18 protein-coding genes are annotated in these 21593 nt (G+C 64.7%); 9 read left to right on the top strand and 9 right to left on the bottom strand.

The genetic code is table 11. The features are described 5' to 3' along the window. The first annotated feature begins 3 nt into the window (after positions 1-3). Positions 4-3339, top strand: coding sequence for a DUF4781 domain-containing protein (locus tag ACTIF2_RS04240; protein ID WP_439495795.1), 3336 nt, complete (start codon positions 4-6; stop codon positions 3337-3339). A gap of 2 nt (positions 3340-3341) precedes the next feature. Next, positions 3342-3737, top strand: coding sequence for a hypothetical protein (locus ACTIF2_RS04235; protein ID WP_439495794.1), 396 nt, complete (start codon positions 3342-3344; stop codon positions 3735-3737). Between the two features lie 480 nt (positions 3738-4217). Here ACTIF2_RS04235 and ACTIF2_RS04230 read toward each other — a convergent pair whose 3' ends face one another. The 9 genes from ACTIF2_RS04230 to ACTIF2_RS04190 form a co-directional block, all read right to left on the bottom strand. Further along, positions 4218-5222: a 5-oxoprolinase subunit C family protein gene (locus tag ACTIF2_RS04230; protein ID WP_439495793.1), complete on the bottom strand. Its 1005-nt coding sequence runs from the start codon at positions 5220-5222 to the stop codon at positions 4218-4220. Further along, positions 5222-5944, bottom strand: a complete 723-nt coding sequence (pxpB, locus tag ACTIF2_RS04225) for a 5-oxoprolinase subunit PxpB (RefSeq protein WP_439495792.1) — start codon at positions 5942-5944, stop codon at positions 5222-5224. Before pxpB ends, ACTIF2_RS04230 begins: the two co-directional genes overlap by 1 nt. A gap of 52 nt (positions 5945-5996) precedes the next feature. Beyond that, entirely contained in the window at positions 5997-6755 is a 759-nt protein-coding gene (locus tag ACTIF2_RS04220) for a LamB/YcsF family protein (protein WP_439495791.1), read from the bottom strand. Positions 6756-6846: 91 nt separating this feature from the next. Then, on the bottom strand, positions 6847-7659 hold the full coding sequence (locus ACTIF2_RS04215; protein ID WP_439495790.1) for an ABC transporter permease: 813 nt from the start codon (positions 7657-7659) through the stop codon (positions 6847-6849). Next, complete coding sequence (locus ACTIF2_RS04210; RefSeq protein ID WP_439495789.1) at positions 7656-8528, bottom strand: ABC transporter permease; 873 nt, start codon at positions 8526-8528, stop codon at positions 7656-7658. Before ACTIF2_RS04210 ends, ACTIF2_RS04215 begins: the two co-directional genes overlap by 4 nt. Next, positions 8521-9768, bottom strand: coding sequence for an ABC transporter ATP-binding protein (locus tag ACTIF2_RS04205; RefSeq protein WP_439495788.1), 1248 nt, complete (start codon positions 9766-9768; stop codon positions 8521-8523). The genes ACTIF2_RS04210 and ACTIF2_RS04205 overlap by 8 nt, the downstream gene beginning before the upstream one ends. Then, entirely contained in the window at positions 9705-10790 is a 1086-nt protein-coding gene (locus ACTIF2_RS04200; protein WP_439495787.1) for an ABC transporter substrate-binding protein, read from the bottom strand. Before ACTIF2_RS04200 ends, ACTIF2_RS04205 begins: the two co-directional genes overlap by 64 nt. A gap of 61 nt (positions 10791-10851) precedes the next feature. Then, complete coding sequence (locus ACTIF2_RS04195) at positions 10852-12003, bottom strand: M24 family metallopeptidase (protein WP_439495786.1); 1152 nt, start codon at positions 12001-12003, stop codon at positions 10852-10854. Between the two features lie 151 nt (positions 12004-12154). Continuing rightward, positions 12155-12817, bottom strand: coding sequence for a GntR family transcriptional regulator (locus ACTIF2_RS04190; RefSeq protein ID WP_439495785.1), 663 nt, complete (start codon positions 12815-12817; stop codon positions 12155-12157). A 514-nt stretch (positions 12818-13331) separates the two neighbouring features. Here ACTIF2_RS04190 and ACTIF2_RS04185 point away from each other — a divergent pair. From ACTIF2_RS04185 to ACTIF2_RS04155, 7 genes are all read left to right on the top strand, one after another. After that, positions 13332-14237 (top strand): LysR family transcriptional regulator, encoded by a 906-nt coding sequence (locus ACTIF2_RS04185; RefSeq protein ID WP_439495784.1) that lies wholly within the window; start codon positions 13332-13334, stop codon positions 14235-14237. 119 nt (positions 14238-14356) lie between these two features. Beyond that, positions 14357-15394 carry an extracellular solute-binding protein gene (locus ACTIF2_RS04180; RefSeq protein ID WP_439495783.1) on the top strand — a complete coding sequence of 346 codons (1038 nt, stop codon included), beginning with the start codon at positions 14357-14359 and terminating at the stop codon, positions 15392-15394. Positions 15395-15421: 27 nt separating this feature from the next. Then, on the top strand, positions 15422-16513 hold the full coding sequence (locus ACTIF2_RS04175) for an ABC transporter ATP-binding protein (protein ID WP_439495782.1): 1092 nt from the start codon (positions 15422-15424) through the stop codon (positions 16511-16513). Then, a complete protein-coding gene (locus tag ACTIF2_RS04170; RefSeq protein ID WP_439495781.1) occupies positions 16510-17385 on the top strand; it encodes an ABC transporter permease in 876 nt (291 codons plus the stop codon). The genes ACTIF2_RS04175 and ACTIF2_RS04170 overlap by 4 nt, the downstream gene beginning before the upstream one ends. Positions 17386-17394: 9 nt before the next feature. Then, positions 17395-18189 (top strand): ABC transporter permease, encoded by a 795-nt coding sequence (locus ACTIF2_RS04165; RefSeq protein WP_439495780.1) that lies wholly within the window; start codon positions 17395-17397, stop codon positions 18187-18189. Positions 18190-18242: 53 nt separating this feature from the next. Continuing rightward, complete coding sequence (locus tag ACTIF2_RS04160) at positions 18243-19466, top strand: NAD(P)/FAD-dependent oxidoreductase (RefSeq protein WP_439495779.1); 1224 nt, start codon at positions 18243-18245, stop codon at positions 19464-19466. Between the two features lie 20 nt (positions 19467-19486). Beyond that, positions 19487-21577: a hydantoinase/oxoprolinase family protein gene (locus tag ACTIF2_RS04155; protein ID WP_439495778.1), complete on the top strand. Its 2091-nt coding sequence runs from the start codon at positions 19487-19489 to the stop codon at positions 21575-21577. Positions 21578-21593: the final 16 nt, after the last annotated feature.

Here is a 21593-nt window from a genome sequence, read left to right as displayed (position 1 = left end):
GCCATGACCGCTTCCGCCGCCGCTGCAGCCGATACCGAACGCGCCCGCCCCTCGGCGGGGGGCGGCGAGACGGCATCGGGCGACGCGGCTGCGACCCGCGATGCCGCCGCCTTTGATCGCGCCGTCACCGACGCCGCGCTCGGCCCGGATACGCCGTCCGCGCAACCTGCCTCAGTGCGGGAGGTCGACCAGGCCACCGGCCAGGCGGCCGAGACGCCAGCGCCCGAGGCGGCGCCGGGCGAGGCGCGCCGGCGCGAGATCGACGCCTGGGTCGAGAACGATTCCGACCATAGTGGCGGCTTCCTCGGTTTCGGCGGCACTGACAGCCGCGACAAGGTCGTCGGCGCCCTCGGCGGCGAGAGCACGCTCGGCCCGGTCGATCGTCCCGAGCAGGCCTATCTGGTCGACCGCATGCTCGATCGCTGGGCCGAGGGCCGCGGCGACGGCCCGGGCGGCGCCTATAACCTCGCCACCAATCTTGGCGACAGGCCGGAGCTGCGCGGCGTCGTGGCCGAGCGTTTCGCGCTTCGCGCCGGCGAGATGAACCGTGCCGTCGCGAACCGGAATCCCGACGAGAGCTGGCGCGAGCGGGCGCAGGCCAACGCCCTGGCCGACAGCGCTGTCACCACCCTGTCCGGGCCCGCCTATGACGAGCCACAGGATCTCGGGCCCCTGCGCGAGATGGTGACCGGCCTACCACCGCAGGCCGCCGGTGATTTCGCCCGCGCGCTCGCGACCGATCCGAATGCGCCCGCCATGGGCGGCTCGCCGATGCTCTCGCAGACGCTGCAGGCGCTGAACGAAGGGCCGGCCACCGAAGCCACCAGCGCCTTCGTGCAGAACGCCTTCGCTGCCGCGAGCCTCACCGATTACGGCCAGATGTCGGGCGACCTGCCGCAGCAACTCGGGCGGGCGTTGGCGCGCGAATGGCACCCCGATGACGCCGCGCTCCGGGACGCCGAGGCCGGGCGCCTGACCGATATTCTCAACACCAGCCAGGGCCGCCAGCTCTTCGCCGCCAGCGAGACCGTGCCGCTGGAGGCGCGCGTCAATGCGCTGGCCCGCCTCCGCCTGGACCCGGGCATCACGGCCGACACGCTCAAGGCGACCGACGATCCCTGGACCAATCCGGCTATCGTGCGCCCCGAGGCGCAGGACATCGCGCGGCAATACCTCACCGGACGCGGTGACGCGCCGCAACGGCTTTCCGGCAGCGACCTCGACAACACGGTCGGCTTCGCCATGGGCCTGCCGCCGGCCGTGCCGGATGGCACGAGCCCGGCCGATGCCGAGGCGGGCGCGGCGCGCGGCCAGTTCTCCTATTATGGCAGCGGCGACAATGCCGCCACGGTCCGCGCCGTCACCGACCAGATCCGCGCGGTCGCCGGCAATGACGCCCCCAATGTCACGGTGCTGCCGGTAACCTATTCAAGCGGCGAGACCGGACCTGTGCAATTGCCGCTCTTCCGGGTTGCGGATGCCTCGGGCACCGAGCGCTTCGTCGACAATACCGGCCGCCGCTATGACAGCTTCCAGGATTGGCGCGAGAACAACAAGCTGCCGCCCGGCCATATGACCTATCCCGAGGGCGGGCACCTGACCGCCGATGAGAGCGGCGCGGTCAGGCTCGGCGAAGGCAACACGCCTGAGACCGTCGACACGTTCGGCGAGCATCTGTCGAGCGCGCTCGACACCGCAGCCCTGGTCGGCGGCGTCATCGCCGGCGGCGTGCTGATCGTCGGTTCGGGCGGGCTTGCGACTCCGGTCGTGGTCGGCGCCGGCGCGGTGGCGGTCGGGGCCGGCGCCTGGGGCGCCTATCGCAGCGGCAGCGAGCTCGTCGATCGCTCGCAGCACGGCCAGTCGCTCAATCCGCTCGAGGATGCGCAGGCGCGCAATCTCTGGCTCAATCTCGGCGCCAGCGCGCTCTCGGTCGGCGCCTTCGGCAGCGCCGCGCGCCTGGCCCAGCTCGGCCAGGCCGGGCGTGCGATCGCACCGCTCGAAGCCTCGGCCCATGGCTATCTCCAGGCCAGCGCCGCCATCGTCGACACCGCCGCCATCGCCAACCAGGGCGTCGATCTCGCCCGCAACTGGAACGAGATGTCGGGCGGCGAGCGCGCCACGGCGCTGCTCTCAATGGGCTTCTGGGCGACGGCGACCGTCGCCGGCGCGCGCGCCACCGGCTCGCGGCCTGGCGACATGTTCAACCCGGTCACGATTCGCGACAACGTGCTGCGCTCGCTGCCTCCTGGCGTGAGACCCGACGCGACCCTGCCCGGCAACGAAGTCCGGATCGACTACGATCCCGATACCGGTGTCGTGCAGGGCATCCGCCACGGGCCGCAGGCGACGCAGGCGGATATCGACCTGCATGTCGCGACTGCCCAGAACATCCAGCGCAGCCTGACGCTCGAGGGTCAGCTTGCCGCCTTCGCTGCGGATCATGGCGAGCCGCCGCCGGGCACGCTCGGCTGGGCCGCACAAATCGATATCGGCAAGGTCCGCGAGCGCATGGGTCAGCGCGCCGCCGAACTGAATGATACGAACCTGTCGGCTGCGCGCCGGGCCGAGCTGAACCAGGCCAACGAGATCGATCGCCAGCATCTCGACGAGCTCGCGGCCGATGTCGAATCGATGGTGCGCGACCCGGCCCATGCCAATATCGCCGCGCGCAACACCCAGTTCGCCGAGCGCGACACGGCCGCCGAACGCCAGCAGCTGCCGGTTGGAGCGACGACGCGGACCGTCGGCGACGATCCGGCCACGCAGAACGAGGTCACCTGGACGGTCAACGGCGACCACGAGACCGTTCGTGCCGACGCCACCATTCGCCATATCCCGCCGAAGAAGGAGCGCCCCAGCGAGGAGAACGAGCTTACCGCCAATGTCGGCCACGAAGGCGGCCGCACCGGCGAGTTCCCGGCCAACGACAATGGCGGCCACATCATCGGCTACCAGTTCCTGCACGATCAGGGGCTGGTCAACATGTTCCCGCAGAATTCGCAGTTCAACCAGCACGTCTACACGCAGTTCGAAACCGAGATGCGGCAATGGGTCGAGGCCGGCGGCGAGGTCCGCGTCACGGTCGAGATCGGCACACGCGGCGCGGATGGCGGGTTGCAATGGGGCGGCAGCCGGCCCGACAATGTCGAGGTCACCTATGAGGTGGTCAATCCCGATACCGGAGAGATGGTGTATCGTAATTTCGCCCGGTTCAGGAACGAGCAGGAGCAGAGCTTCAGCGGTTTCGAGGAGGCCGTGGGCGCCAACCCGGATGTGGCCCGGACCCGCAGGGGCAAGATCGATGTTCCCGCCGAGATGCGGCGGCTTCTGGAGCAGTGAGCATGCCGATGGAGACCGACTACGACCGTGCCACCGAGCTCGTGCACGAGATCGGCGCCCAGATCATCAACGAGCAGACCAGCCAGGACGACGCCTGGGACAGCCTCGCGGTCACGGCCATCATCGCCGGAAACTCGGTGCAGATCAGCGGCTATAGCTACGAGGACGGCAAGAAGCCGCGGCCCGGCCGGATCGGTTCCGGCGCGCTCGCCGACAAGTTCGAGGAGCTCTGCAAGGCCATGCAGAAGCCCGATGGCGACCGTTGGAAGACCGCGCTCGTGAAAATCCGTCGCGATACGGGAAAAATCACGATCGATTACGAATATGCCGATCCCCTGCGCTGGAAGGTGGGCCCTTCCAATCTCGCCACCTTGCCTGAAACGATGCGGCCGGCGTGAGCGCCGGCCCCTCCGTCATGCTCAGTCGGGCTCGGGCAGAATCGTCGTGCCGAACGATACCGGCCTGAGCCAAGTCGAAGAACTGAGCCGTCAGCCGATTAGGCCACATCGCTCCCTCGGCCGAGTAGCTGAGTCCGCTTCCGGGCGATTGCCCAATGTCCGGACGTGGCGCTCCACGTTCTGAGCGAACCTAATCGGCTAACTCCGCGAATTCCGCACCCGCCGACAGTTCGATCCCGCCTTTTCCAGTTGGCATATTTCTGCGCAGATTATGGTTAGTTCTCGGGTGAACCGGACGTTGGGTGGGGTGTTATGCGCGCGCTGCGAGAATGGTTGTATAGCTTCGCGGTTGCATCCTCGGCCTTGCTGGCCCAGATTGATCGAAATTCACTTCAGCTTGCGCCCAACTGACACTCCTGGATCGAGCAGGTCCTTGTGCTGGCGCATCGGTTCGAGTTCCAGCAACGCCTTGCAAAGCGACTAGCCACGTGGGCCCTCGGCACTGACGACGCCATCGATCAGGTTGAGGCTGAGCAGCCGCTCGCTGGTCAGTTCTGGCTGCCGGGGGGCCAGGTTGTTCCGTAGCTCCACAATGCGCTTGCGCATCTGCCGCGCAGCCTCGATCGCTTCCTCGACCGACACACGGACGAAGCGGACGGGAGCTCCAGCAGGAAGCTGCGCAAATCGACCTAGATCTGCACTGATGATCGTCGCAATCTTGGGGTAGCCGCCTGTCGTTTGCCGATCGCGCAGGAGCACGATCGGCTGGCCGTTGCCTGGCACTTGGATCGCTCCCTCGACAATACCATCTGAGACGATGTTGTAGTCGCCCCGATGGTTCAGGGCAGGGCCGTCGAGACGCAATCCCATCCGGTCCAGCATCGAGCTGATGCGATATCCGTCGCCACACAGGCGCTCAAGCATGATCGGGTCGAAGTAATCGTCCTGCGGCCCCGGAACGATCCGGATCGGCATGGTTTCGAGAGACGGCGGCTTCTCCAGCCGCTGTAGGGGCTGACCGTCTCTGCCGCAGGCCTGGATGCTCATGCCCAGCCCGAGCGCCGGGCCGCCGATCGCCGAGCGACGATGTTGCGAACGGCTCCCCATCTCGGCGACGCCCGCGACACCGCCCGACAGCGCCAGGTAGGCATAGACGCCTGCTGCGCCCAATCGTGCCGTGATTGTTTGGCCGTCCGCGACGCCGACGCTTGTCAAGATCGGCACCCGGTGACCCTCGACCTCAAGCAGGCAATCGGGGCCGGCGAGGGCGACGACCACGTTGCCCTCCGACACGAAGTGAGCCATTCCCGGTCCGAGTTCGATCGCCGCTGTGTCCGGCGTATTGCCGACCAGCAAATTAGCAGCCGCCAGCGATAACGGGTCCATGGCGCCGGCGGGCGAAACGCCGAAGCGCTGGTAACCGTGGCGGCCGAGATCCTGGATGGAAATGGCTGGCCCGCAAGCCCTGATCCGCAGCGCTCCCATCAGCTTTCCCGGATCGCGATCAGTTCGCCCACGACGGCGCGTTCATCCAGGTCGTGCCATTTCTCCGCGCCAATGCGCTCGAAGCGGATCTCATCGCCTGGTTCGTAGAGGAACACGGGGTCACGCTGGAGCATGAAGCCACGTGCGGGCGTGCGCCCAATCATATGCCAGCCGCTCGGGCCTTCGACGGTCGAGATAGCGCATTGAGCCCCGCCGATCGAAATCGATTGGGCCGGCACTTTCTGGCGGGGTTCCGGACGTCGCGGTGTCGCCAGTTCCTGGGCAAGGCCGCTGAGATAGGCAAAGCCCGGCATGAAGCCGATCATCGCGACGGTGTAGGTTGCGGCCAGGTGCCGCTCGATCAACGCCTCGGGAGTGAGCCCATGGATGGCCGCCGTGCCCTCCAGATCCATGCCATGTTCGCCACCATAGACGATGGGTACGCGCCAACGTCGTGTACGACGGTCGACATCAGTCGCTTGCGCGGCAAGCTCGACAATGCGTGCCTTGAGCGCCGGCAGGTCGGTGCCAACGGGATCAAAATGCACCAGCAACGAACGGTATGTCGGCACCGTTTCCCGCAAACCGGGTAGAGCCTCCCGGACCAGTGCGGCGTCGAGAGCGAGCACGCGCGCATTCAACTGAGCATCGATGACCGAGCCGAACTCGACCGTCAGGGCAGTATCGCCACAAGGCAGCAATCGCACCGGAGCCGTCGTCATCGCCTCGCCTCGTCGATAGCCCGTGCCCGTGGTCCGCGCAAACGCAACCGGTTCACCGATAGCCGGCGACCGTGATGCCGGCAGCTTCCAGCGCCGCCCTTAGTGTTCTGGCCGCCGCCACTGCATTCGGGTTGTCGCCATGCAGGCAGATAGAGTCGATCCCGACCGAAAGCGTCTTGCCAGAAACGGAAATGACCGCGCCCGCGTCAAGCATGCGCATGACATGATCTGTCGCCATCCGAGGATCGTGAATCACCGCGCCTGGCTTCGACCGATCCGTCAGGTTGAAACTGTCGTCATAGGTCCGGTCTGCATAGATTTCTCGGAAATAGGCGAGCCCGAGCCGCTCGGCGGCTTTTTCGGTCGGCATGCCCGGCATGACGAGGAAAAGAGCCGAAGGTGCCGCCGCCTTGATGCCGCGCCCGACGGCCAGAGCGAGCTCCTCGTCTTCGTTGCACATGTTGCCGAGCGCTCCATGTGTCTTCACATGCGTCATGCGATGCCCGCCGAGCTCCGCCATCGCGGCAAAGGCCCCGACCTGATAGGCGACGAGATTTTCGAGTTCGCGCGTCGTCAAGCCGGGCACGCGGCGGCGCCCGAAATTGGCGAGATCGGGAAAACCCGGATGCGCACCGATGGCGACGCCCTTGAGCCGTGCCAGCTCGGCTGTACGGCGCATGACCTGCGGGTCGCCCGCATGGAAGCCGCAAGCGACGTTCGCCGTCGTAATGATGTCGAACATCGCGGCATCATCGCCCATGGTCCAGGCGCCGAAGCTTTCGCCGACATCGGCGTTGAGATCAATTTTCATCGTGGCCTGCTCCGAAAAGGGGCGGGGGTAAGCGCGTCGAACCGCTGCTTGCCAAGGTGATGCATACATTCACGCTCCGATGCATCGAGGCTCAGCTAGCCGTCCTGCCCAAGCGCACCGCGGCCCATCGGAACAACTGGTTCAAGATGACCGCGACACACAGCAAAGCCGTCAGAAGCACGCTGATGACTGCGACAGCAGGCGTGAGCTCGTAATGCACCGATTCATAGATGCGAACTGGAAGCGTCTGGAGGCTTGGCGTCGCGAGGAAGACGGCGATCAATAGCTCATCGAATGCGATCAGGAAGCTCAGGGCGGCCGCGGACAGAATGCCGTGCAGCGACATCGGAAAGACGATGCGCCAGAACACCTGGGACCTTGATCCGCCTAGGCTGATGCCGGCTCTAAGCACGGTCTCATGAATGCCGCGCAGGCTGGCGGCGATGATCATCGCCGCCACAGGCAGGCCGAGCAGCGATTGCCCGATGGCGAGCATCAGCCAGTGCCCCTGCAGCCCCAGCGAGGTCGCCAGCACATAGGTCGACAGGGCGACGACCACTTGCGGAACCATCATCGGCGACAATACGAGCAGTTGGAGGGCGGCGCTGCCGCGCGCTCCCGCCCGGACAATGGCCGCGGCTCCGAAATAGCCGGTCGTCGTCGCAAGCAGACTGGCGAAGGTCGCGGTCAGCGCGCTCCAACCCAGGGCACGGCGCCACTCGGGCGAGCTTACGACATCATGATACCATTTTGCCGACCACGGTGTCGGCCAGGCCACGACCGTGGCGCTCGGGCTGAACGACATCGGCACCAACGCTATCAGCGGCAGGATCAGGAGTGCGAGCACGAAGAAGAGATAACTGTTCTGGGCGCCGCGGAACCCGCGGCCTTCGCTTTCGATCATGAGTCGGGCCTCATCAGGCGCGAAAGGCCAAGCCAGCGGCTAGCCATCGCATAGGACCCGGCGACGACGACGATCATGACGACCGCGAGTGCCGCGGCGGTGCCGAGGTTATACGTCACGGAAATCTGCTGCTCGACGAGCTGTGCGATCATCATATCCCCTGGCCCGCCCATCAAGGCCGGGGTGACGAAATAGCCGAAGCCCAGAATCGTGGTGATCACGAATCCGGCCGCCACGCCCGGCAAGGTGAGCGGCAGATAGACGGTGGTGAAGACCGTGAACGGCGAGGCGCCCAGGCTGCGGGCCGCTCTCAGAAGAGCGGGATCGATCCGCTTCATGCTCCCGACCAGGGACAGCAGCATGTAAGGAAGAAGCACGTAGCTCATGCCGATCACCACCCCGATCTGGTTGAACAGCAGCTTGAACGGCACGCCCGGCACGCCGAGATATTCGAGCGCCTGATTGACGACACCTCGCCGGCCCAGCAGCACGATGAAGACGAAGGTCCGCACGAGGCTACTCGTCAAGAACGGGAACAGGATCAGGACATTGCACAATGTCGCCTTCCAGCCGTCCAGGCTGGCAAGGCGGGCAGCGGCCGGATAGGCAACGACGAGACAGATCAAAGATACGGTCAGCGAGGTCTGAATAGTCTGAAACAGCACCTGGCGTGTGCTCGACTCGCTGAGGAGGCGGCTGAAGATACCGAGCGACGGACTTCCCCCTTCGGTCAGACTCAGCATGAGGATCCGAGCGAGCGGATAGAGGAAGAACAGCCCGAGGAAGCCCAGCACCAGCCAAAGGCCGAGATGTTCGCGGCTTGCCGCCGCGAGCCAGCGCGGCCGGGCAGAGGATTGTTGATCAGGCATCGGGCTCGTCGTCCGGCACAAGATGCATGTCGGCGGCATGCCACTGCACGAGAGCGCCTTCGCCGGGCTGGAGCTGTGCAATTCCCGCGCGGACAGCCTGCTCCACCGTGAGTTGTTCGCCGAGGCGCTGAACGTGGACCTGATATCGCATGGCTTGGCCGATGAAGACCGCCTCCAGGATTGTCCCGGCCATGACGATGACGCCGTCTTCGGATTGGCTTTCTGCGGCCGCGGCGCGCCCATCTGAGCGTGTCACGGAAAGTGCTTCCGGCCGTAGCAGCGCGGCACAACGCTGGTGGTCCGCGAAGCGTGGCAGGTTTTCTGCGAGTGGAAGCTCGGCGCTCGTAGCGGCGACGCGCAGCGTGGAGGGCGGGCCGGGGCGATAGTTGCCCCTGATGAGATTGGATTCACCGAGAAACCGGGCCCCGAAGATAGAACTCGGCGTCCGATAGAGTTCCTGCGGCGATCCGAACTGTTCCAGGCGTCCGTCTCGCATGAGGGCGATCCGGTCCGAAAGGACCATGGCCTCGTCTTGGTCGTGAGTTACATAGATCACCGTTGCTCCGAGCGATCGCTGGAGGCGACGGATTTCCCACTGCAGTTCCTGCTTGAGGCGGACGTCGAGTGCTCCCATCGGCTCGTCCATCAGGAGGACCGACGGTTCGAATACGAGTGCGCGCGCCAGTGCGACGCGTTGTTGCTGGCCTCCTGACAGCCGGGCGGGTTTGCGATCCGCCAACCCGTCGAGCTGTACGAGCGAGAGCGCTTTTGCGACCCTTTCGTCGATCTCCCGTCGGGGAAGACCTCGAACAGCCAGGGGATAGGCGATGTTTTTCGCGACGCTCATATGCGGAAAGAGCGCGTAGTTCTGGAAGACGATGCCCATGTCCCGCTGCCTGCCTGGAGGAACGTGCGTGACATCGCGCGCGCCGACGACGATCCGCCCGCGATCAGGCACGATGAAGCCGGCGACGGCCATCAGCGTGGACGTCTTGCCCGATCCGGACGGACCCAGCAGCGTGACGAACTCGCCCGCAGCGACATGCAGATCGACACCCGCGAGCACGCGCGTGCCTCCCAGCGTCTTCCAAACGTCCTCGATTTGGACCGCGGCGGATGCTCCGCCACGGTTCGCCTGATGCCCCTGTCCGATTGGCATGAACGCCGAGACCTCGTTTACTTGGCCGCAGCCCATGCGTTCCAGGCTGTCGTGACCGACGGCAGGTTGTCGCCCCACCATTTCGCATCCTGCGTGAAGCCCTTCTCCGTCCACTTCGGATTGGTCGGCAGCTTCGCGGCATGTTCCTCCGGAATGATCGCGAAAGACTTGGTGTTGATCGGGCCATACGGGATCAGCGTCGCGAAGCGGGCCTGGGTCTCCGGCGACATCGCGTAGTCGAGGAAGCGGTACGCGTTCTCCAGGTTCTTGGCGCCCTTCAGAATGGAATAGCCGCTGGGAACCTTCATGTGCTGGTTCCATTCGATCGCGAATTCGCCGCCATTGTCGATCAGCCCCTGGATGCGGCCGTTCGCGATGGCTTCGAGGTCGACCTCGCCGGTTGAGAGAAGGTTCTCCGAGATGGCGTCCGTGCCGTAAAACGACTGGATGCTTGCCCGGATCTTCGTCAGAGACGCCAAGGCGCGCGGAACATCGAGCGGGTAGAGGTTGGCCGCGGGAACACCGTCGGCGATAAGAGCGAATTCCAGGTCCGGAGCGTTGAGCCCAAGTCCTGAGATCGCGCGCGCGGCCGGGAACTTCTTGACGTCCCAGAAATCGGCCCAGCTCGTCGGCGCCGGCCCTTTGAAGGTCGACTTGCGATAGCCGAGGACGCGCGCATAGACCATGCGTCGCACGATGCCGGGCTTCGCGGACTCCTTCCCGATATCCGCGATGGTGAAGCTCTTGAAGCGATCGTAGTCGATTGTGGCCACGGCCTGGTTCGCGGCGAGGGTCTCGAGAAGTCCTTCGCTGGTATCGACCACATCGACGAGCGGCTGCCCCTGCTGTACCGAGGCGATCAAGGGCGCCATCGCCGACGGCGTCTTCTCGACGGCGATGCCCGTCGCCTGCGAGAACGGGGCGAAGATTGCCTTCTCCATAGCCTCGCCATAGCTGCCGCCGGAGGTCGTCCGCACGACGATCTTCTGCTCGGCCGCGCGCGCCCGCCCGCCGATCGCGAAGGTCGCGATCGCGGCTCCACAGAGCACGGCTCGCCTGTTGAAATGTGCCTGTGCGGCCCAACCATTGCTCGACTTATTCATCACTTTTCTCCCGGCTCATGATGATCGTGGATTGGTGCAGAACTGCCCTGATGAAGGCGATCTAGCGCACGTCGAAGAAGCCGCCCCTTGTCCAGCTGGCCGGTCCGCTTTCCAGCAGAGCGACCGTTTCGCCAAAGCCGATGGCACGCCCATCCGAGAAATGGCCGACGAGCACGACATGGAACGTCATCCCCACGACCAAGGGATCGCTGACGACCGAATTGAGGCCGATCTGCCATTGGGCCCCCCAGGATGGCGGAAAGCCGATCCCGAGCGAGTAGCCGGAACGCCGGGCGATCTGACAGGACAGCTCGTGCCGTGAGAGTACGGCCTGGGCGGCGTCATTGATGACGCTCATCGGGCGGCCGGGAGCCATAGCGGCGACCGCCGCCGCATGGGCTTCCGTCATCGCCGTCGCGGCCTTCCGGATTTCGGCGCGCGGCTCATCGACGAAAACCGAACGCAGGCACGGCGCGTGATACCTATGGGTGACCCCCGTGATCTCCATCGTGACGTGATCGTTCTCGACGATCGGCTCGCCTTCCCAGGCTGCGTGAATAAGGCCGGTCCTGAGGCCGGCCATGACGTTCGGCCAGCTGCCGGGATATTCTGAGCCCGATGCGACCATCTCGCTCATGACGACTTGCGTGACATCGTTCTCGGTCCGCCCGGGCTCAACGGCGGCGACCGCCTTGTCGGCAATCCTGTTCGTGATCGCGGACGCTTCCTTCAGGATGTCGAGTTCGGCTGGCGACTTGATGAGGCGCATCCGGTCCACCACGGCGGTCGCGTCCTCCCAGGCGAGCCCGTCGCAGTCCTCCATGAGGCGCCGTGCGCGCAGAGCGGGCATGGACCAACTGCCCAGCTCGATACCGACTTTGGCGCCGGCCTCAACGCGCTTGCCGATCAGCGCGGCGCCGACGGCGAGTGGGTCGTCATCGTCCTGATAGACTGCGTAGGATTCGAGCAGGCCGTCTCGCAGTGCCCGATCCGCATTGGCAATTTCCATCTGCCGGGTGACGAGGAACGGCAAGCCTGAGCGTCGAACGATCAGAAACTGGAACGTGAAGACCGCTTTCGTGAGGTAGCCGCTGATGTAGTAGATATTTTCCGGCGCGCTGAGGATGATCGCATCGAGCTTCAGCTCGGCCATCCGTTCATGGAGTTGATCGAGACGACGCTGATATTCCGCGCGATCGAATGCCCGCTTCATTTCCATTCTTCCGCTATTTTTATGGAGCGCATCGTTCTTAAGTGCCCGGTACGCGCTAACCGGTCCGAGCGATCGCGTTGGCTATGTGCGCGCTCAACTTTCTTCGCCGACTCCGCTCGGGGGCTATTCTGGAGAAAGAGGAGGCGGCCGTTCATGAGGTCGATTCCCCGGGCTTCCGGTGTTCACGCGAATCCGCCATCGGTTCGCGCACCAGCGTGCCGGCGAGCAGATCCAGGATGCCCTGCCGGGCATTGTCGATATGGAGTTGCATCGCCCGTGCGGCGCCGTCGCCGTCGCCTTGCTCGATTGCCGCTATGATAGCGAGATGTTCGTCTTTTCCCGGTTCGAACCGGCGCGGAATACGCGATAATCCGAACATCCGAGTCCGCTCGCGCAGATCCTTGACCAATCGCGCCATCACACGATTGCCGCTGGCTTCGGCGATGGAAAGATGAATGAGATCGTCGACTGACCAATGGCGATCGTGGGAGATCTCTCGAGGATCAATCATGCTGTCGATTGCGGCCCGCATGTCAGCCAGCCGGTCGGGCGTGATCCGCCCCGCGGCAAGCCACGCCGTTTCCCCCTCGATGAGGCGACGCGTCGCAAGAAGCTCCATCACATCCTCAACCGAAACGGCGTGGACGGTGAGCAGTCGCTTGTCCCTGCGCAGATAACCTTCTCCCGCCAGGCGACCGAGAGCCTCGCGGACAGGTGTTCTCGACAAGCCGAGCTGCTCGGCAAGCTTGCGGTCCTGAACCACCGTACCGCCAGGCAATTCGCCGGCAAAAATCATCCGACGGATTTCGGACATCGCACGATCCGCCAGCGACGCGTCGTTAGAAGGCGCGGAAGGGGTCTGTGAGGTTCGCATATCGGAATACTTTTGGTATACCACGTAAAAGTCAATGGCGGTGTTGGCTAAAATTGCGCCGATGGCGCCCAAAGACTCATCGACGGAGCTCGCCGCGCCGGATTGATCTGACGTCTTCCGAGAGATGTCGACTTGCGATGATCGAAATGAGCCTCAAATCCCTAAGGAGTGAAGCCGCTATCGGGACAGATGACGATCACCTGGTGATCAATCTCAGCTCTCCGGGCCCGGCCCAACTTCCGCTCATGGCGCAGCGCGGACTCGAGCGTTCCACAGTCAGAATGGCCGGCTTGGTTGGAAAGCCAACCACACGGAAGAGCCGAAAGCGGACACCCACGCCGGGCGAATGCTCGTCGGTTTCGCCGGCGTGGAAGAGGATGTGTCGACTTTCGCGTCTCTCTGTGGTCCACCACGGCCGCAGGATGCAAGAGCGTGCCGCATTCAAGAGGCGACGATGACCTTCGCGCAGCTCAAGAGCTTTTACCTCGCGGCCACCCTCGGCACCTTTGCGCTTGCGGCCAAGCGGCTGAATGCAACCCAACCAGCGATTTCCAGCCGGATCGCCGCCCTCGAACAGCAACTCGGGACAAAACTCTTCGATCGCACCGGCCATCGCGTGGCTCTTACACCAGAGGGTCGGTCGTTCTTGCGCTTCGCCGAGAAATTGCTCGAGGTCCAGGCCCAAGCGCTCCTCAGCTTCGGAAAAGGCAAGCTGACCGGCACCATTCGGATCGGCGCGGCAGACACGATGGCCATCACGTGGTTCCCCGATTTCCTGGCCGAGCTCAAGCGCCTGCACCCCGAAGCCTCGATTGAGCTGCATATCGGACCGAGCTTCCGGCTGCGGGAGGAATTGTCGCGGCGACAGCTCGATGTCGGGTTCATCGTCGGACCGTCCTCCGCTCCGGAGCTGATCAGTCGCATGATCTGCGAGTGCCCGATGGTCTTTGCGGCTGCGCCTAAGCTCGGGCTACACGGGCGGCTCCTCTCGGGCGCGGACCTAGAGCTACTCGAGATATTCACTTTCGAGCGCATGACCCAACCCCACCAGGACTTGTCGCGAAAGATGCGGCAGGCCGATATCCGCCTCCGGCTCGCGCCGATCAGCTCGCTCCAGACGATCATCCTACTGACTGTGAAGGGTCTCGGCATCGGGGCCGTTCCTCTTTGCGTCGTCGAGCAGGAAGTCGCGGAGGGCCGGCTCGTGCTTCTCGAATCCGAATTCGAGTTCGACAGTCTCTATTTCTCGGCGACATACCCGGACGGGCCAGATGTTTATGTTGGCCAGACGATCGCGCAGCTCGCGTTCGACTTCCTGAAATCACGCCCAGCATCCGAAGGCATAAAAATCCTTTATTGAGTTTGATCAAAATTCCCCGTTTTATCTTTGATTTTTGCCATCCTACTGTTCTGTGAGGAGCAGTTGGATCACGGGAGAGAGGTCTCCCGGTCTCGGCCGGCTCCCTCAGGGAGTTCGACATGAAGGGTGCCTGGCTCGCGGCCGTCTGCGCCGCAGGGATTGTGACGACGACTGCGAACGCGCAGCAATCGCTGACCGTGATCGCCTATGGCGGCCTTTTTCAGGAGCGCTACACCAAGACTGTGATCGAGCCGTTCCAGAAGGCCTTTCCCGAGATCAAGGTGAACTACTTTGGGCTCCCGACCTCCGGCCAGATGCTGGGGACCCTCCGGGCGCAGAAGGCGGCTCCGCAAGCCGATGTCGCAATCCTCGACATTACGGTCTCCAAGGCCGGCACGGACGAGAACGTCTTCGCGCCGATCGATGAGACTTCGGTCCCGAACGTCGCAGAACTGCGCCCCGAGGCCCGCGTGCCAGGCGTCGCGGGCGTCGGCGTCACTTTCGACAGCTTCTCGCTCATCTACAATTCGGAGCTCGTGAAGACCGCGCCAACCGGTCTGAAGGACCTCACGTCCGTCGATCTCAAGGGCAAGGTCGCCTTCTCGGGCATGCCGGACATCATCGGCCTCTCGGCGATCGCCGTAATGGACAAGCTCGAAGGCGGTCCGGGTCTCTCAGGCCGCTACGAGAAGGGCTATGCCTTCATGACCAAGGTCGCCCCCAATATCCTTACTTGGGAGCCGCAACCCGAGATCTATCCGGTCGTCATCAGCGGACAGGCCGCCACCGGCCTCGGTTGGAACGCGCGCGCGCAGCTGAACGCGAAGAATTCGAGCGGCAAGTTGAAGGTGGTCCTGCCGAGCGAGGGCACGATCTTTCAAATCAACACGATCAACCTGGTCAACAAGGCGCCGAACATCGAGGCCGCGAAGACATTCATCAACTATGCGCTTTCGGCCGAAACGCAGAAGCGTTTCACCGAGGACATGTATTACGCACCGACCAACTCCAAGGTGCAGGTCGATACCGAGACGGCCTCGCGGACTGCGCTCACCCAGATGGACAAGGTCATTCCGGTGGACTGGCTCGCCGTTGCCAAGATGCGCGATTCCCTGATGGACAAATGGCGCCGGGAGGTCGTGCCCCTGAGCCGCTGATCATCAGCCAGAACGCGAGGACGTCAGATGACCAGACCGAGCCCGATGAATGCTGCCGACGTCGATCTCGAATTGTGGAATCTCCGCAAGACTTATCTGGGCTTCACGGCGGTTGATGAGTTGAGCCTGAGCATCGGCAAGGGCGAGCTCGTCGCGTTCCTCGGTCCTTCAGGCTGCGGGAAGACGACGTCGCTGCGGATGATCGCGGGCCTGACCCCGGTGACCTCCGGGCGGATCGTGATTGGCGGACGCGACGTCACGCAGGCGCCGCCTCATCGGCGCGATATCGGGCTCGTGTTCCAGAGCTACGCGCTTTTTCCGCATCTCGACGTCGCCCGGAATGTTGCCTTCGGGCTCGAAATGCGAAGGGTTCCGAAGGCGGAGATCGCCAGGCGCGTGACTGAGGCTATAGCCCTAGTGCGCCTATCGGGGCGCGAGGGGCGCCGGCCATCCGAGTTGTCCGGCGGCCAGCAGCAGCGTGTCGCGCTTGCGCGCGCCCTCGTCACCCGGCCGTCCATCCTGCTCTTCGACGAGCCGCTCTCCAATCTCGATGCGAAGCTGCGTGACGAGATGCGGACGGAGATCCGGGATATCCAGAAACGCCTCGGGATCACGTCGATCTTCGTGACGCACGACCAGGTCGAGGCGCTCACGATGTGCGACAGGATCGCCGTCATGAATAGCGGTCGGCTCGAACAGCTCGGGACGCCGCAGGATCTATACGAGCGACCAGCCACCGCCTTCGTGGCGAGTTTCGTCGGACGCACGAACCGGCTCCCTGGTCGGGCCAAGGGCGGGCGGGTCGAGGGCCGGGGATGGAGCCTTTTGACGGGGTCCGCTCATGACGGGCCGGTCGAGGTCATGATCCGGCCGCATCACATCCGGTTCGACGAAGCCGGTTTCGAGCCGACGGGGTCCGGTCCGGTCAATCGGCTCGAGGGCCGAGTCGTCCGTTCGGTCTATGCCGGAGACCTGATCCAGACCGATGTCGAGATTGCCGGGCAGGTTCTGGCGGTCGAAAGTTCGAACCGCACCGGCGTGGCGCTCCCGGGTGTCGGCAGTTCCGCCATCGTGTCGGTCCTTGCACGGGACATCCTCTGCTATCCGTTCGCGTCGTGACGACACTGATCGCCACGGCACCAATCAGGCCAAACGGAGCGTCTCGACTCGTCGCGCCCGCTTTGCTGATCCCGATCACGATCATCAGCCTGGTCGGGTTCGTGGCGCCGGTCGCGAACCTGCTCGTTCTGTCCTTCCAGAAGGCGGAAGGAACGGGCGCGTTGCTCGGCGGCTTCTCGCTCGATACCTGGTCCGCGGTCCTGACGGATCGCTTCTACCTCGACCTCGTCGTCAACAGTGTCACGACGAGCCTGCTCATCACGGTCCTGACGCTGTTCGCGTCCTACCCGATCGCGCTGTACCTGCATCGGGCGCGGGGGCTCCGGCGCACGGTCCTGCTCGTGTTCGTGATCTCCCCACTGCTGCTGTCGGCCGTCGTGCGGACCTATGGCTGGATCGCGATCCTGTCGGAACAGGGGCTCATCAACCGGCTCATCGTCGCGACCGGTCTCTGGTCGCCGATCCGACTGGTGTTCAATCTCCAGGGCGTCGTCATCGGGCTCACCGAGATCTTGATGCCTTACATGATCCTGGCCCTGCTGGCCGGTTTCGGCCGACTCGACCCGCGGGCCGAAGAGGCAGCGGCGACGCTTGGGGCCTCGCCCTTCACGGTCTTCCGCCGGGTCATCCTTCCGCTGTCTCTGCCCGGCATCGCGCTCGGTTGCCTGCTTTGTTTCGTGCTCGCGATCAGCGCCTTCATCACCCCGAAGCTACTGGGGGGCGGCCGCGTGTTCCTCCTCGCGACCGAGATCTACGACCAGGCGATCGTCAGCCTCAACTGGCCGGTGGCGGCGACCCTTTCAGGGGTCATCCTCCTCCTCTTCGGCGCCGCCCTCGTCGCCTATACGCGCCTTCTGGCGAGGATCGCATGAGAAACCACCATGGATGAACGTCGCGCGTCCCCCGGATTGGCTCTGCTCGCGGCCATCATGTTCCTGTTCCTGCTGGCACCGGTCTTCGTCGTCCTGCCGCTCTCGTTCAGCGGCGAGGCGATCCTGGCATTTCCGCCGACTAGCTGGAGCACGCGCTGGTATTCGCAACTCCTCGTCGAGCCGAAGATCAAGGATGCCTTCCTGACGAGCCTTGGGCTGGCCTTCCTCACGATGACGCTTTCGATCCTGATCGGGCTGCCCGCAGCCTACGCGCTCGTCAGGCTCAAGGTTCCGGGCTCCGAATTCATGATGAGCCTCTTCACAGCGCCGCTGCTGCTGCCTTCGATCGTGCTCGCGATCGCGATCCTGGTCGTCTTCGCCTCGCTGGGCCTGCTCGGCACCTTTCCAGGCCTTCTCGCCGGACACCTGATCGTGACGCTCCCCTATGCCGTGCGGGTACTCTCGACGACGTTCAGCGGCCTGCCGATCGCCTGTGAAGAGGCCGCTTCGACGCTCGGCGCGTCGCCGCTCATGGTCTTCTGGCGCGTCACCTTGCCCCTTATGACGCCCGGCATCGCCGCGACGGCCGCGCTGTGCTTCCTCGTCTCCTTCGACGAGGTCGTGCTGTCGCTGTTCCTGAGCGGCCCTCGGGTTTCGACGCTGCCGGTCGAGATGTTCCACTATGTCGAGACCAGGACCGACCCGCTGATCGCGGCTCTCTCCGTGCTGCTCGTCGGCATCACGCTCGTCGTCGTCGTCGTCGTGGACCGGACGGCCGGTCTCGCCCGAACCTTCGCGAAGTAGGACGTCGGACGATGATCTCTTCTCCGTCTAATGGAGCCGGCCGCAGCGCCGCCGTGATTGGCGCAGGCATCGTCGGGATTTCGACTGCGCTGTACCTTCAGCGCGACGGCTACCGCGTCACGCTGATCGACCCCGCGCCTCCAGCCGAACAAGGCGCCTCCTTCGGCAATGCGGGTCTTATCGCGACCCATATCGTCCAGCCGATCGCGACCGCAAGCATCCTGCCGAAGATACCGAAGATGCTGCTGGACGAGATGGCGCCACTCGCCATCCGCTGGCGCTATCTGCCGACCCTGCTGCCCTGGCTGCTGCGGCTGATCCGCGCCACCGTGCCCTCGGAGGTCGAGCGCATCGCCAACGCTTTGGGCGACGAATTGCGGCATGCCGAAGCCGCCTTCGCGCCCTTCCTCGAAGACCCGGCGGCGAACGGGTTGTTCAAACGCAAGGGCGTTCTCGTCGTCTATCCCGACGAGACCTATCTTGCGGCCAACGAGCCGATTTTTGCGATGCAGCGCCGCAACGGCGTGCCTTTCGAGACGCTCGGCCACAATGCGGTACGGAGCCTCGTCCCCAATCTGGCGCCGCGCTACCAATATGGCGTGCACTACACCGCCGCGGGTCACGTCGACGATCCGCTGGCGTTCGCGAGAGCGCTGTTCCGGCAATTCGAGCGGGCCGGCGGTGTCCTGAAACAGGCGCGCGCTACGGGGTTCCGGCGGAGCGGCGACCGTGTCATGGCGGTCGAGACCAGCGCCGGGCCGGAACAAGCCGACCTCGTCGTGCTCTCGGCCGGCATCTGGTCGAAACCGCTGGCTGCGCTGCTCGGCGTGCGCCTTCCGCTCGAGACGGAGCGCGGTTATCACGTCACGATCGCCGAGCCGGGCGTCGACGTCGACATGCCGATGATGATCGGCGACATTCGTTTCGCCGTGACGCCGATGTCGATGGGGCTCCGGATCGCCGGCACGATCGAATTCGCCGGCCTCGGGGCTGCGCCGAACCCAAAGCGCCACGATGCGCTGGTTGAGAACGCCCGACGGGTCTTTCCCGATCTCACCTCGGATACGCAGACCCGCTGGATGGGACATCGGCCCTCAATGCCGGATTCCATGCCGGTGGTTGGCCCCGCGCCCGGGCTCGCGAACGTCTTCTTCAATTTCGGCCACGGCCATCTCGGGCTGACATCGGCAGCGATCACTGGACGAACAGTTGCCGATCTGGCCGCCGGCCGTGCCCCTCTCTTCGACCCGGCACCGTTCCGGGCCACTCGCTTCTGAGCTGATCAAAGGATACGTCCATGCCTGCAATCACCCGCATTGCGGCCGATATCGGCGGCACCTTCACCGATATCGCGGTCCTGACGGCGACCGGCCAGCTCGCGACCTGGAAGCTCCCCTCGACCCCGCCGAACTTCGCCGACGCCGTGGTCAGCGGGGTGACGAAGCTCCTCGAGGAACTCGATGCGCCGCTCGGCGACGTCGAACAGGTGCTCCATGGCTGCACCATAGCGACCAATGCGATCCTCGAATACAAGGGCGCCAAGACCGCGCTGATCACGACACGCGGCTTTCGCGACGTGCTCGAATTGCAGCGTGTACGCATGCCCATGCTGTACAAGCCGCTGTACCAGAAGCCGGTCCCACTCGTGCCGCGGCGGCTCCGCCTCGAGGTGACCGAGCGGCTGAACGCGAATGGTTCCGTCCATCTCGCGCTCGAAGAAGCGGACGTTCAAGCCGCGATCGACGTGATGCGCGACGAGGAGGTGGAGGCCGTCGCGGTCTGCCTCTTGCATTCCTTCGTCAACCCCGATCACGAGCGCCGCATCGGCGCGATGATCGCAGCCGCCATGCCGGGCGTGTTCCTGTCGCTCTCCGTCGATGTCCTGCCGCAGATGCGCGAGTACGAGCGCACCAGCACGACGGTCGTCAATTCCTATGTCGGCCCACCGGTCGCCTCCTATATGAAGGCGATGGTCGACAAGCTCGGGGAGGCGGGCATCGGCGGGCGGCTCATGGTGATGCAGTCATCCGGCGGCATCATCGACGCGGATTCCGTCATCCGGCGGCCTGCCCAGATCGTCGAATGCGGTCCGGCTGCCGGAGTCATCGGGGCTCGCCAGGTGGGCTCGCTAAGCGGATACAGCGACCTGATCTCTTTCGACATGGGCGGCACGACCGCGAAGGCCTCGATCATCGAGAAGGGCCAGCTCTCGATGGCCGCTGAATACGAGGTCGGCTCGGGCCTCTCCTCCAGCAGCGCGCTCGGCGGCGGCGCCGGCCATGCGCTGAAGCTGCCCGTGATCGACATTTCCGAGGTCGGTGCTGGCGGCGGCAGCATCGTCTGGCTCGACAAGGCCGGGGCAATGAAGGTCGGTCCCGAAAGCGCGGGCGCCGTGCCCGGGCCGGCCTGCTATGGCAACAGCGACGCACCGACCGTGACCGACGCCAATGTCGTCCTGGGCTACCTCAATCCGACCGCACTCGCCGGCGGCACGGTGTCGATCGACGCGGCTCTGTCCCATCGCGCGATCGAGGAGAAGATCGCACGTCCGATGGGCCGCGACGTCACCGAGACGGCGTACGGCATCCACCTTGTGGCGAATGCCAACATGATGCGGGCCGTGAAGGCCGTGACCACCTATCGGGGGCGCGATCCCCGCTCCTTCAACATGATCGCCTTCGGCGGCAATGGCGGCATCCACTCGGTGGATCTTGCCCGTTCGCTGAAGATCAAGGAGGTGATCATTCCCCTCGGCGCCGGTGTGTTCAGCGCGGTCGGTCTCCTGTTCTCCGATCTCGAACTCAACGAGGTCGCGCCCTTCACCCGCCTGACCGATCAGGCCTCGGTCGCCGAGGCCCAAGGCATCTACCGCGAGCTGGAAGCCCGGATTTCGCAGGTGCTCGGCCAGGCCGACAAGGCGACCTGCTTCCAGCCGCAGGCCGATGCCCGTTTCAAGGGGCAAGCCTTCGAGCTGACAGTTCCGGTTGACCGGGCCGTTCTTGCCGATGGTTGCGGCGCCGAGGTCTTCGCGGCGCTGGCCACGGCATTCCGCGAGGAACATATCGCGCGCTACGGCCATGATTTCGGTGGCGACTTTCCGGTGGAGATCGTCAATCTCCGCCTGATTGGCACGATCCCGACCGAAATCCGGTCTTGCGGTGCGACTTCGGCCCGCGCCGTGCAAAGCGGAGAGATTTCGCGGCGCCAGGTCTATTTCGGCCCCGATCACGGGCGGGTCGAGACGCCGATCATCACGCGCGCCGGACTTTGCGAGACGCCGCGCCGGGGGCCGTTCATCGTCGAGGAATACGAGGGCACAGCCGTCGTTCCCCCAGATTGCCAAGTCCGCCTCGACCAGTCCGGCAACATCGTCGTGACCCTTCCCTAGTCTGTGATCCTGGAGA

The sequence above is a fragment of the Allobosea sp. genome, from assembly GCF_051860145.1.
Classification (GTDB): domain Bacteria; phylum Pseudomonadota; class Alphaproteobacteria; order Rhizobiales; family Beijerinckiaceae; genus Allobosea.
The sequence above is the reverse complement of the archived record's forward strand: the minus strand, read 5'-3'. Positions and strand labels throughout refer to the sequence as shown.

Coding starts and splice junctions, on each gene's coding strand:
- ACTIF2_RS04240 (WP_439495795.1), top strand. CDS start 4: ATGACCGCTTCCGCCGCCGCTGCAGCCGATACCGAACGCGCCCGCCCC.
- ACTIF2_RS04235 (WP_439495794.1), top strand. CDS start 3,342: ATGCCGATGGAGACCGACTACGACCGTGCCACCGAGCTCGTGCACGAG.
- ACTIF2_RS04230 (WP_439495793.1), bottom strand. CDS start 5,222: ATGGGAGCGCTGCGGATCAGGGCTTGCGGGCCAGCCATTTCCATCCAG.
- pxpB (WP_439495792.1), bottom strand. CDS start 5,944: ATGACGACGGCTCCGGTGCGATTGCTGCCTTGTGGCGATACTGCCCTG.
- ACTIF2_RS04220 (WP_439495791.1), bottom strand. CDS start 6,755: ATGAAAATTGATCTCAACGCCGATGTCGGCGAAAGCTTCGGCGCCTGG.
- ACTIF2_RS04215 (WP_439495790.1), bottom strand. CDS start 7,659: ATGATCGAAAGCGAAGGCCGCGGGTTCCGCGGCGCCCAGAACAGTTAT.
- ACTIF2_RS04210 (WP_439495789.1), bottom strand. CDS start 8,528: ATGCCTGATCAACAATCCTCTGCCCGGCCGCGCTGGCTCGCGGCGGCA.
- ACTIF2_RS04205 (WP_439495788.1), bottom strand. CDS start 9,768: ATGGTGGGGCGACAACCTGCCGTCGGTCACGACAGCCTGGAACGCATG.
- ACTIF2_RS04200 (WP_439495787.1), bottom strand. CDS start 10,790: ATGAATAAGTCGAGCAATGGTTGGGCCGCACAGGCACATTTCAACAGG.
- ACTIF2_RS04195 (WP_439495786.1), bottom strand. CDS start 12,003: ATGAAGCGGGCATTCGATCGCGCGGAATATCAGCGTCGTCTCGATCAA.
- ACTIF2_RS04190 (WP_439495785.1), bottom strand. CDS start 12,817: ATGTCCGAAATCCGTCGGATGATTTTTGCCGGCGAATTGCCTGGCGGT.
- ACTIF2_RS04185 (WP_439495784.1), top strand. CDS start 13,332: ATGACCTTCGCGCAGCTCAAGAGCTTTTACCTCGCGGCCACCCTCGGC.
- ACTIF2_RS04180 (WP_439495783.1), top strand. CDS start 14,357: ATGAAGGGTGCCTGGCTCGCGGCCGTCTGCGCCGCAGGGATTGTGACG.
- ACTIF2_RS04175 (WP_439495782.1), top strand. CDS start 15,422: ATGACCAGACCGAGCCCGATGAATGCTGCCGACGTCGATCTCGAATTG.
- ACTIF2_RS04165 (WP_439495780.1), top strand. CDS start 17,395: ATGGATGAACGTCGCGCGTCCCCCGGATTGGCTCTGCTCGCGGCCATC.
- ACTIF2_RS04155 (WP_439495778.1), top strand. CDS start 19,487: ATGCCTGCAATCACCCGCATTGCGGCCGATATCGGCGGCACCTTCACC.